Genomic DNA, 11,840 nt, shown 5'->3' on the forward strand with positions numbered 1-11,840 from the left:
GATTCGCCGAAACCGATCCTCGACTCATCCGTTCGTGATGTCGTATAGTCATTCACAAATTCAGACGATACGAACGATCCGCTCCGGGTGTCAACCATCACACCCGACGGTGACCCCGCCGTGGGTTCGCGTATTCCTCTGAAAAATCCGTACTTCAACACGAACGAGGGATCTTGTGGGACTGACAGTGGGCGCAATCGCCGACGACTTCACCGGCGCGCTGGACCTCGCCAACAACTTTGTTCGCGCCGGACTCAGCGTCGCTCACGTCAACGGTGTCGACGAGTCGGCCACCGCTCCGGCGGACGTCGACGTGGTGGTCGTGGCACTCAAGACGCGAACGGCACCCATCGAGGAGGCGATCGCGCGTTCCCGCGAGGCACTTCGGTGGCTGGTCCGCAACGGTGCAACGAAGTTCTATGTCAAGTACTGCTCGACGTTCGACAGCACACCCAGCGGGAACATCGGCCCGATCGTGGATATGGCGATGGATGTGCTGAACGTCGCTCAGGCGGTGGCGGTTCCATCTTTCCCTGACACGGGGCGCACGGTCTTCCAGGGCCATCTTTTCGTCGGTGATCGCCTACTTGCCGAATCGAGCATGCGCCATCATCCCCTGACTCCGATGACCGACTCCGACGTCGTCCGTCTCCTTACACCCCAGACCCGGCGCGCTGCGGCATCGGTCGGCAGAGGCCATGTCGCGGCCGGCAGGGTGGCCCTGCGGGACGAACTCGACCGCCTGGCCGACGAAATCGGCCCGTCGATCGTGGTTGTCGATGCGATCGACAACCACGACCTACAGACCATTGCGGACGCCGTGGCCGCCGACGCACTGGTGACCGGCGGATCGGGCTTGGCACTGAGCCTTCCCGCCGCATGGGGACTCAATCACCAGGCAGCCGGTGAGCTGCCCGCCCCGCGGGGGCATCGCGCGATCGTCGCGGGAAGCGTCTCGACTCGCACCAACGAGCAGGTAGCGCAGTACCCGGGCCCCAAATTTCGCATCGACCCCGCTCTCCTCGGCGAGACCGACGTCGTCACCGAGGCGGTGGACTGGGCGGTGAAACAGCTCGACTCGAACCGCACCCCCTTGATCTATTCGACGGCCTCACCTGATGACGTCGCCCGGGCACAGCTGCGGCTGGGTGCGTTGCAGGTCGGGGCCGCGATCGAGGAGGCGTTGTCCTCGATCGCGGTACGGCTGGTCGCCCACGGCGTGGGCCAGCTCGTCGTCGCCGGGGGCGAAACCTCTGGAGCCTGCATGCAGGCTCTCGGGATCCGGGAGCTGCGCATCGGACGCCAGATCGACCCCGGAGTTCCGTGGGCCTACGGCCGCAGCGCCGATGGGCATGACCTTCACATTGCGTTGAAGTCCGGCAACTTCGGTGCCGAAGACTTCTTCACCAAGGCCTTCGAGGAGCTGTATGAACGAGTGTGACGCGCGGGTCCAGATCGCCGAGACCGGTGCATCGCTGTTCGCACGCGGGTACGTGCACGGCACGACCGGAAACATCAGTGTGAAACTCGACGACGGCATTCTCATCACTCCGACCGACGCATGCCTGGGCCGGCTCGAACCCGATGAGATCAGCAAGGTGGACCTCGACGGCAAACATGTCAGTGGTGCCCGTCCGAGCAAGACCGTGGTGCTCCATCGTCGGATCTATGCTTCTGTCCCCGAGGCCAGGTGCGTCATCCATACGCACAGCCGGGAGCTCGTGGCGGCGTCGCTGGTGCGGACGGACACCAGTGACCTCCTGCCCGCCATCACGCCCTACTTCGTCATGAAGGTCGGGCGGGTGCCCCATATCCCCTACGCCGCGCCTGGCGCACAGATCACTGCCGACCGGGTGCAGACCGCCATCGAATCGGCGCAGGCACAGGGACGAGCTGTCCGTGCAGTCATGCTCGAGCGTCTGGGCCCCAATGTGTGGGAGTCCTCGCTCGGCCGTGCGATGGCTGTTCTCGAGGAACTCGAGGAGACCGCTTACCTTTGGAACAGGACGGCCGCCGCCCCGTTACCAGCCGAGGCCATCGCCGCGTTGGAGGAGCGGTTCGCAATTCGGTGGTAGTCAGGTCACACCGGGCCTGGTTTGGATCGGCCGACTGGGCTGTCCCGCACTGGGCGCGTATCGAGCACGTCACCACGACACCCACCGCAAACCAACAGAAACTCATACAGGATTCGAGGAAGTCGCATGTCGAATTGGTTCATCACAGGGTGCTCGGCAGGTCTGGGCCGCGCACTTGCCGAGCGAGCACTGCACGCTGGCCACTCGGTGGCATTGACGGCGCGTGATCCGCGCACGCTCGAGCCGCTCGTCCAGTCCTTTACCGGACGCGCGATCGGCTTGCAGCTCGACGTGCGGGACCATCACCGGGCTGTCGAAGCCATCGATGAGGCGTCCACCGCTCTCGGCCCGATCGATGTCCTCGTCAACAATGCCGGCCATGGCTACCGAGCGGCGATCGAGGAGGGCGAACTCGACCGGGTACGAGACTTGTTCGAAACGAACTTCCTCGGGCCGATCTCCCTCGTCCAGGCAGTCCTTCCGCACATGCGTGAACGGCAGAGCGGAACGATCGTGAACGTGTCGTCGACCGCGGGATTTACTGCCGCCGCGGGTTCCGGTTTCTACGCCGCGTCCAAGGCCGCATTGGAACTGGCATCTGATGCGTTGCGTGCAGAGGTCGAACCTCTGGGAATCAAGGTCATCGTCGTCCAGCCGGGAGGATTCCGCACAGAATTCGCGGGCAGATCCCTTCAGCAATCCGAATCGTCGATTTCCGCTTATGCCGAGACTGCGGGGCGTCGACGCAAGGAGACCGACAGCACCCACGGTACCCAGCCCGGCGATCCGGAGCGGGCCGCGAGTGTTCTTGTCGAGCTGGTGGATTCGGCGCAGGCTCCGTCGCGGATCCTGCTCGGGTCCGATGCTGTGCAACTCGGGCAGGAGCAGGCGCACACGCGCCTGAGCGACATCCAAGAATGGGCCGACACGTCGATCAGCACCGACATCGTGCCCAGCTCGTCGAACTGAGACCTCGACGACGCCACCATGAACATCCGAGTCCGACTGAACCGCCGCGACGGCCGGCCGAGCTGTGCACGGAGCCGGGCAGTTCGGTGATCCGACGCGCCCTCCCGCGTGGTCGGGGTCATGGCTGTCGCGGCCGCGCGCACGGCACCCTCCCGCCGGGCTGCGCGGTCCTCGACCCATTCCACCCGTACCCACGTTGAGTCCCACTATCTGCTGAACAGTCAGCTCGTTTGCGAACGGAAAGGCACGTGATGAATTCTCCTGAACCGATCGTCGTCGTCGACGGCGCGAGGACCCCGATCGGCAGCTTCGGCGGTGCGTTCAAGGACGTGCCCGCCCACGAACTCGGTGCCACCGCCGCGAAGGCCGCACTGGACCGTGCCGGGGTGGCAGGCGGCGACATCGACGAGGTGGTGATGGGCTGCATCGGTCAGGTCGGGCCGGACGCCTACAACGCCCGCCGCGTCGCCCTGGCCGCCGGACTTCCGGAGAAGACCCCGGCGTACACCGTCAACCGGCTGTGCGGGTCCGGTCTGCAGGCGGTGTGGTCGGCGGCGCAGCAGATGCGGTGGGGTGGGGTGAACTTCGCCCTCGCCGGCGGCGACGAGAGCATGTCGCGGATGCCGTTCTACGACTTCTCGGCCCGCTCCGGGTACAAGCTCGGTGACCGCAAGCTGGTGGACGGCACCGTCGCGATCCTGACCGACCCGTTCGGTGGGGTGCACATGGGCCGCACCGCCGAGGCCGTGGCCCGCAAGTACGACGTGAGCAGGGACCAGCAGGACGAGTTCGCCGTCGAATCCCAGCGCCGCGCCGCCACCGACGCCGCGCGGGCGGCGTTCGCCGAGGAGATCACCCCGGTGCAGATCGGGGGCCGCCGCCCGAAGACGGTCGAGGTCGACGAGCATCCCAAGCCCGACACCACCCTCGAGACCCTGGCGAGGTTGCGGCCGGCGTTCGAGGAGGGCGGTTCGGTGACCGCGGGGAACGCGTCGGGGATCAACGACGGCGCCGCGGCGCTGGTGCTGGCCACGCAGTCCGCCGCCCGGGAGAGGGGCCTGACCGGGCTGGTGACCCTGGAGGCGGTCGCGACGGCGGCGATGGACCCCGCGCTGATGGGGTACGCCCCGGTGCTGGCGTTGGCGAATCTGTTCGAGCAGACCGGCACCACCCCGGGTGATATCGACGTGATCGAGCTGAACGAGGCGTTCGCGTCGCAGGCGGTCGCGGTGATCCGGGACGCGAAGCTCAGCCCGGACAAGACCAACCCGTACGGCGGGGCGATCGCGCTGGGTCACCCGGTCGGGGCGACCGGGGCGATCCTGAGCCTGCGGATCGCGAAGGACATGGTGCGCCGCGACCTCGAACTCGGCATCGTCACCATGTGCATCGGCGGCGGCCAAGCCCTCGCCGCCCTCTTCCGCAGGATTTGACATGCGGAATGGACAACGCCCAGCATCGACACGGCGACCGATCACCCCGCCCAGCCATCACCGCGACATCGCCACCGTCTACCGGGAGGAACACGACCTCGTCCAGTTCGCGCTGACGTGGCTCCCCTTCGGCAACAGGGCGAACGAACAGATCTGGACCGAGTTCGGCATGACACCCGCGCGCTACGTCGACCGTCTCGCCGAAGCACTCGACAGTCCCGTCCGGCGCACCCTCCACCCGGAATCGCTCCAAGAGCTCAAGCGCTTCGTGTCGACGAAGATGATCGAACGACGTCGGAGAGACCCGCAGCACTGACCGGTCTTCCGGGGTTTGACTGACGACCGGCTCCACCGCAGCGGTCCTGGTCACATCCGCTCGGGGCACATCGAGTGCGGCTAGTACACAGGGGTTTTCGACTGAATCCTGTGGGTTCGCGAACCCACAGACGTTGCGTTGACCGGGGCTCCGGCGGCCACCGACGCTATTGCCATGATGTATGGGCGTTCGATATGCTGAACGGGTGATGTCCTATGGCATTGCCGCCGAGATGACCCTACACGGAGGACCCGAATAGCGTGTCAGTCGATATGAACAGCTCGCTCGCCGCAGAACACCGCTCGGTCTCGCGGGTGATGGGCCTCATCGAGGCCATCGTTGCCAACGAACCTGAAGGTCTGAAACTCGGTGAACTGGCCGATGCACTCTCGGCACCCAAATCCTCGGTTCACGGTTTGGCCAAGGGGCTGGTCGCGCTGGGATACCTGCAGGAGCGCGATAGCAAGTACTTCAGCGGTCCAGCGATGGCCGCGATCGGACAGCTGCTCAGTTCCCGTAGCGAGGAACGCTGGCGCCGATCGTTCACCGAGCAACTGCGACTGCTGTCCGAGACCTGGAACGAGACGGCCATGCTCGGCGAACTTGCCGGCGACTCCGTGGTGTATCTCGAATCCGTCGAGTCGACCCAGACGCTGCGCGCTGCAGTGCCGCTGCATACCCGAGTGCAGACCTGGCCGGCCAGCAGCGGCAAATGCATCCTCGCCTTCATGCCTCCTCGACGCCGCGACGCCTACTTCGACCGGATCGGATTGTCCGGCAAGGAACGTAAGGACGCGATGGCTGAGCTGGCCGAGGTGAAGGAGAGGCGTGTGGCATTCAACGTGGGCGGAACCGCGGTAGGAATGGTTGGTGTCGCGAGCCCCGTCTTCCTCCCCGGCAGACCGATTCCGATGACCATTGCGGTCACGGGTCCGGAGGTTCGACTGGTGGACAAGCTTGAGGAGCTCGGGCACGACGTCCTGCAGGCGGCAACAATCCTCTCAGCTGAGTGAGCTACGCCTTTCGAGCCCTCGTGGCGGGCGCACAGCCGATTCGATCGGCAGTCCGTTAGAGCCCTGCGAAACGCTGGCACCGCGGTTTGCGGCGCAATCCTGCATGGGCCGGTTCGTTGGGGTCGACGACATGCCGCAGACTCCCGCCCCACCCGGCAGCGGATCGCAGTGTCGATCCGGCCGATTCCGAGCTACGGCAGCCCACGTGGGGAGGGGTTCGGAGCCATGAGTTGGTTGCTGCTCACGTCTCCCCCCGCCCCCCACATCCACATCAGTTGTGTTCGTGGCGATACCTTCTGAGGAATCGGTGTGACCGAGGGGTCGACGAGGCGTGCCGGGGATGTAGATCCCCTGGGCACCGCCGACACCGCGGTCCGACGCCGACGTCGGGCCCGTGGACCGGGCCCGACGTGTCATCACGCCGGTGCGGCGCAGTCGGGCGCGTGGGTGTGATCAGCTACGCCAGTCGACCGGCTCGCAGCGGAAGGTATACCGGTCCTCCGGGTTGTCGACCGGGATCACGTCGGTTTCGCCGTCGTGGTAGATGACCAGCCAGCAGTCGCGGCCTTGCGAACGAATCGCCATCACGATCTGTGCCCACTGCCCGGTCCGGTAGCCGTGGTTGCTGTTTCGCCGGACGAACTGTCCGATGCGGTTGTGAGTGAGGACGGCGGTCACTGGATTCTCCGTGGGGTTGGGTGACACGGTGCGATGGCCGTGCCGTGGGTGGACGACCACTCGGCGCAGCCTCACCGGGACGCCGCCGTGGGGTCGGTGCGTATCCCGGTTCCGGCTGCCGGACCTGGTGGATCTGTGTGGTCGGTTACGGTGCCGAAGTGGTGGTGGGTGGTGCGAGTGAGTCCGCCGGCCGGCGTCGGGACGAGATCTGCCGGAGGTGGGAGTACATCGCCGAGACGCGCCCGATCAGGAGCGCTCCCAGGATGATCACGCCGTAGGCGGCGTTGATCCAGAACGACGGCACATTGGACAGGGTCAGGATGTTCTGGATGATGCTCAACAGCAGGACGCCGAGTGCGGCACCCACCAGCGTGCCGCGGCCACCGTTGAGGTCGATGCCACCGAGGACCGCCGCGGCGAACACGGTGAAGATGATGTTGTTGCCGAGGCTGGCGGTGGCGACCGAGGTTTGCGCGGCGAGCATCAGGCCGGCCAGCATCGCCATGAGGCTACCGACTACGAACAGCCCGAAGGTCAGTCGTCGGATGTTCAATCCTGCCGCGCGTGCGGCCTCGATGCTCCCGCCCATCGCGTAGAGCCCGCGCCCGGTCGGGGTGAAGCGCATGATGACTGCCCCGAGGGCGAACGCTCCGACGAAGATGACCGCCTGGATGGGGAGCCCGAACACACTGGCGGTTCCCAGCCACAGGACGAACCCGGGAAGGTCGGTGTAGGTCTGTCCGTTGGAGATGCCCAGGGTGACGCCCTGGATGAGGATCAACATGGCCAGGGTGACGATGAAGGCGTTCAGCTTCAGCACCGAGACGAAGAAGCCGTTGAGCAGTCCGATCAGCAGAACCACCCCGAGGGTGATCAGCAGGGCCACCGGCAGCGGCAGCCCGTACCCACGGGTGCCGGTGGCCGGGGCGGTGATGAGCACCGCGAAGACCATGACGGAGAAACCGACGGTGGACTGCAGTGACAGGTCGAAGTATCCGCCGATGAGGATGACGCTTTCGGCGATCACCAGAATCGCGAGGGGCGCCGACAGTGCGAGGACGTTGTTGATGATGTTCGTGGGGGTGAAGAAGTGCGGGCTGATCAGCGCACCGAGAATGCACACCGCGATGATGACGGGGATGAGCGCGACGCTTTGCAGGTTGCGGCCCGCCAGCGAGAATCTGCGGATTCTCTCTTTCTTCGACTCCACTGGCACAGCGGCATCGGGGATGGTCGGTGACGTTTGAGTCATGTTCAGTTTCCTTGAATTGCCGTGGAAAGTTCTGTGTCGGTGAATGGCGCGTCGAGTTCGCGGTGAACGCTGCCCTGAAACAGGACCATCACGCGGTGGCAGATCGAGAAGTCCTCGTCGTCCGAGGAGACGATGATGATGGCTTTGCCGCGGCTGGCGATCAGTTTGATCGTTTCGTAGATCGATCGCTTGGCGGCGACATCGACACCGGCGGTGGGGTTCATCAGAACGAGTACGGACGGGTCCGATGACACCGCGCGTGCCAGCACGACCTTCTGCTGGTTACCGCCGCTGAGTTCTTCGACGGGTTGCCCTGGCCCCCAGGCCTTGATCGACCATTCGTTGGCCAGGTCTCCGTAGATCTGTTCGCGTTCTTTGTTACGGATCATGCGCATCGAGTTCGTAAGCTGGCGCATCACCGGCAAAGTCGCGTTTTCTGCCACCGAGAGTGCGGGCACGAATCCACCGGCGCTGCGGTCCTCGGGGACGAAGCCGATCCCGGCCGCGATGCGACCCCGCACATCCGTGGCCTTGATCGGCCGTCCGGCCAGGCTGACGGTTCCGCCGTCCGATCGGGTGAGACCGCAGAGGGCTTCGGCTATCTGGACGTGACCGGAGCCGTCGAGTCCGGTGATTCCCAGGCATTCGCCGGGGTGTACGTGAAAGTCCACGTTCTCGACGCGCGGTTGTACCGCCAGGGACGACACCGTCAGTAGTGGATCCTGTTTGACGATGGCGGGTGGTTGCTCGACTCGCTGAGTGCTCTGCACGTCACCGACCATGGCGTTGACGAGGTCGCCGACGGTGAGGCCATCGAGGGACTGGTCGAGCACCACCTCACCGTCGCGCAGCACGGTGGTCTTGTCGCATACGTCGAAGATTTCCTCGAGGTGGTGCGAGACGTAGATGATGGATACGCCGCGCCGGCGCGCCTGGTGGATGTGTGTGAACAAGCGCTGGGCGCCGCCGTAGTCCAGGCCGGCGGTCGGCTCGTCGAGGAGGAGCACGTCGGGATCCAGTGACAGAATCCTGCTGATCTCGACGATCTTTCGTTCCACGGGGTCGAGGTCCTCGACCAGCCGGTTGCTGATGTGACCGCAGTTCCACTCCGCCAGTCGTTCCCGTCCGGTGCGGCGCACCTGCCGCCAGTCGATGAGGCCGGTGCGGGTGCGCGGGTAGCTGTGCAGGGATATGTTTTCGGCGGCGGTCAGACCTTGTATCAGGGTGCTCTTCTGGTAGACGCAGCCGACGGCTTTGTCCTGACCACGTGCACCGTCACCGAAGGTGATCGTGCCGGTGTCGGGCGCCTGCAGTCCGGTGATGATCGATACCAGCGTCGACTTGCCGGCGCCGTTTCGGCCGAGCAGGGCCACCGAGGATCCCTTGTCCACGCTCATGGACACTCCGGAGAGCGCCCGGGTGGCCCCGAACGTTTTGGAGATGTTGCTGACTTGTACAGCGGGTTGGGTCATCTAACTTTCACCTCGACGGGTTGTCTGCGGGGTGGGCGGCCGGTCGGGGCCAACCCGCCTGTGGGTGGCTATTGGTTGCCCCACAGCGAGGGCTCGTCCACGTTTGCTTTGGTGACCATGGGCGCTGGAATGTTGTCGACGTAGGCGCCGTCGATCTCGGCGACCTCGCTCCCGTGCGGTGTCGGTCCTTCCTGGATCGGCAGTTGGTTCATCGCCCGGTCGATCCAGTAGACGGCGGCCTGTGCGTATCGGTCTCGGGGCTGGGAGATGAGTCCGTCGAGAACACCGACGCGGACGGCGTCGAGTCCCTGACTCGAACCGTCGATGGCGACGAAGGGCACATGGTTCGGCGCTCCCAGCGGCGCCAGTCTGCCCACCGACCTGAGTGCATTCGACACCGGCTTGAGGCAGATGATCTCCGAGGCCGAGTAGACCGCGTCGATGTCAGTGGTGGACAGCACTGTTTGTGCGACTTCGGCGCATTTCTCGGGCGACCATTCCATCTGTTTGGACACAACGTTGATGCCGGGGAACTTCTCTGCGATGCAGTCGGTGAAGCCCGCACTGCGTTCGACGCCGACGTTTCCGGCCAGGTCGCCTTGCAGATTCAGGACGGCGCCCTGCCCGTGCAGTGCCGATCCGATCGCCTCGCACGCCTGTGCGCCGAGTTGACGATTGTCGGCCTGCACCGCCATGGCTACCTGGCCGCCCGAGGCGCTGGAGTCGATCGTGACAACCGGAACTCCCGCCTCGTTCGCCTCCTCGACGGCCGGCACGATCGCGGCGCCGTCGAGCGGATTGATGATCAGGCCCTTGACTCCGCGGCTCAGGGCGGTCTTGACGTCTTGGTTCTGCTTCGCGGGATCCCCATTCGCGTTGATGACCGGCAGCAAATCGACCCCTCGTGCCTGGGCCTGTTGCTCGACGAGGATGGCCTGCAGGCTCTGAGATCGGTCGTCGAGAGTGCGGATCGAAAAGGCGACCTCGGCATCGCCGGAGGCGCTTACCTCGGTGTTGCCGCAGCCCGCGACGGTGAGTGCGAGCGCTGCGGCGGGAATCAGCCAACGAAATCTCATGAACAATTCCTAGATTCTTCGGCACCGGACCAGCCGAGTTCATAATGACGAATGTGCATTCACTTCGGGGACCCGCGGTCCCTGCCCGGTCGTGTGGCTCAGAGGTCCTCACGACCGGGGGCCGAGGCGAGGCGGTGCCCGGCCGGGGACGGTCCCTGTTCGGTCAGACGGGGTTGCCGAGTTTGGTCAGGGGTGTGCGGTAGGTTTCGCGGGCGGTGAGCGCGGCGATCGACGAGATCGTGCACAAGCCGAAGAACAGCAGCGCGACCGGCATCCAGTTCGTACCGCCGTCACCGATCATGGCCCAGGCGATCGTGGGCGACAGACCGCCGACGACGAATCCGAGCTGCGTGCCGACGGCCAGTCCGGTGAAGCGGACCTTCACGTTGAACATCTCGCCGAAGAAGGAGGGGTAGATGGCGTTCGGCAGTACGCCGAGAAGGCCATTCATCGCGATGGCGGCGACGAAGATCAGGACCAGGTTGCCCGAGGTGATGGCGCCGAAGTAGGCGAAGATCATCACACCGCAGCCGAACACTCCGGCGATGAACAGCGGCTTGCGGCCGAAGCGGTCGGCGGCCAGGCCGGCGAAGGGGAACACGAGCAGCTGAACGGTGAAGCATGCCACCGACACCCACAGCATGGTGCTTCTCGAGATGCCGATTGCCGGGCTGGTCGCGAATGCCACCGCAAAGATCGGCGGAATCTGGTGGATCGTGGCGTACAGCGAAATGATGACGACGCGGATCAGCGCGGCGCGGTGGGTGCGCAGCAGTGTTGCCAGCGGCGACGCCTCGGGTTCTCCTGACTCGTCGGTCTCCTCGACGAAGACTTCCGGCTCGTCGAGGTGTCGACGCACGAGGTATGCGCCGATGACCAGCACAAAGCTGGCCCAGAAAGGCACTCGCCATCCCCAGGACAGGAGCATGTCGTCGGGCAGCATTGCCACCGTGGCGAAGACCAGGGTGGCGATGAGGAATCCGGCCGACGAGCCGGCCGGGGTGAAGCTGGTGAAGAACGCTCGGCGGCCGGCCGGTGCGTGCTCGAGCGTCAGTGTGCTCGAACCGGCCTGTTCGCCGGCCACCGAGACGCCCTGCAGGATTCGAAGGCAGATCAGCAGGATCGGCGCCCAGATGCCGACTTGCTCGTAGGTCGGCAGACACCCGATCAGGAAGGTTGATGTTCCCATCAGCGTCAGGATGAAGATCAGCATCTTCTTGCGACCGATCCGGTCACCGAAGGTTCCGAGGACCGCGGCCGCGACGGGTCGCACCAGGTAGGCAATTGCGAAGGTCGCCAACGAGAGCAGCGTCCCGACGAAGGCGTCCTGTGCGGGGAAGAAGACTCGGCCGAAGATCAGCGCGGCCGCCGATCCGTAGACGTAGAACTCGTAATACTCCAGGGACGTGCCCAGGAATGCGGCGATCGCCGCTCTTTTGACCTTCCGAAGATCTTGCTCCGGATCGGTCTGAGCTGGACTCGTCACGTCATCAACGGGTCTCGTCACCACGGTCTCTCCTTCGATTGACTTATTGCCAGATCGATAGCTGCTGTCA

General features: G+C 65.1%; 11 protein-coding genes. 6 read left to right on the plus strand and 5 right to left on the minus strand.

Annotated elements, in window-relative coordinates; translation table 11 throughout:
- Positions 1-175 precede the first annotated feature (175 nt).
- From otnK to ACFU5V_RS13805, 6 genes are all read left to right on the plus strand, one after another.
- On the plus strand, positions 176-1,441 hold the full coding sequence (gene otnK, locus ACFU5V_RS13780; protein WP_378699885.1) for a 3-oxo-tetronate kinase: 1,266 nt from the start codon (positions 176-178) through the stop codon (positions 1,439-1,441).
- Positions 1,428-2,075: an aldolase gene (locus ACFU5V_RS13785; RefSeq protein ID WP_378699887.1), complete on the plus strand. Its 648-nt coding sequence runs from the start codon at positions 1,428-1,430 to the stop codon at positions 2,073-2,075. Before otnK ends, ACFU5V_RS13785 begins: the two co-directional genes overlap by 14 nt.
- Positions 2,076-2,201: 126 nt before the next feature.
- Positions 2,202-3,044, plus strand: coding sequence for an oxidoreductase (locus ACFU5V_RS13790; protein ID WP_378699889.1), 843 nt, complete (start codon positions 2,202-2,204; stop codon positions 3,042-3,044).
- A gap of 251 nt (positions 3,045-3,295) precedes the next feature.
- On the plus strand, positions 3,296-4,477 hold the full coding sequence (locus ACFU5V_RS13795; RefSeq protein WP_378699891.1) for a thiolase family protein: 1,182 nt from the start codon (positions 3,296-3,298) through the stop codon (positions 4,475-4,477).
- Between the two features lies 1 nt (position 4,478).
- Entirely contained in the window at positions 4,479-4,793 is a 315-nt protein-coding gene (locus ACFU5V_RS13800) for a DUF3263 domain-containing protein (RefSeq protein WP_378699893.1), read from the plus strand.
- A gap of 272 nt (positions 4,794-5,065) precedes the next feature.
- A complete protein-coding gene (locus ACFU5V_RS13805; protein ID WP_378699895.1) occupies positions 5,066-5,806 on the plus strand; it encodes an IclR family transcriptional regulator in 741 nt (246 codons plus the stop codon).
- Positions 5,807-6,259: 453 nt separating this feature from the next.
- Here the strand turns inward: ACFU5V_RS13805 and ACFU5V_RS13810 are convergent, their stop codons facing one another.
- The 5 genes from ACFU5V_RS13810 to ACFU5V_RS13830 form a co-directional block, all read right to left on the minus strand.
- Positions 6,260-6,484, minus strand: coding sequence for a hypothetical protein (locus tag ACFU5V_RS13810; protein ID WP_378699897.1), 225 nt, complete (start codon positions 6,482-6,484; stop codon positions 6,260-6,262).
- A gap of 145 nt (positions 6,485-6,629) precedes the next feature.
- Positions 6,630-7,736: an ABC transporter permease gene (locus tag ACFU5V_RS13815; protein WP_378699899.1), complete on the minus strand. Its 1,107-nt coding sequence runs from the start codon at positions 7,734-7,736 to the stop codon at positions 6,630-6,632.
- A 2-nt stretch (positions 7,737-7,738) separates the two neighbouring features.
- Positions 7,739-9,208: a sugar ABC transporter ATP-binding protein gene (locus ACFU5V_RS13820; protein ID WP_378699901.1), complete on the minus strand. Its 1,470-nt coding sequence runs from the start codon at positions 9,206-9,208 to the stop codon at positions 7,739-7,741.
- A 68-nt stretch (positions 9,209-9,276) separates the two neighbouring features.
- A complete protein-coding gene (locus tag ACFU5V_RS13825; RefSeq protein WP_378699904.1) occupies positions 9,277-10,284 on the minus strand; it encodes a sugar ABC transporter substrate-binding protein in 1,008 nt (335 codons plus the stop codon).
- Positions 10,285-10,447: 163 nt separating this feature from the next.
- Positions 10,448-11,791, minus strand: coding sequence for an MFS transporter (locus tag ACFU5V_RS13830; RefSeq protein WP_378699906.1), 1,344 nt, complete (start codon positions 11,789-11,791; stop codon positions 10,448-10,450).
- Between the last annotated feature and the right edge of the window lie 49 nt (positions 11,792-11,840).

It is taken from the genome of Rhodococcus sp. NPDC057529, from assembly GCF_042802055.1.
In the GTDB taxonomy this organism is placed as follows: Bacteria; Actinomycetota; Actinomycetes; order Mycobacteriales; family Mycobacteriaceae; genus Rhodococcus_F.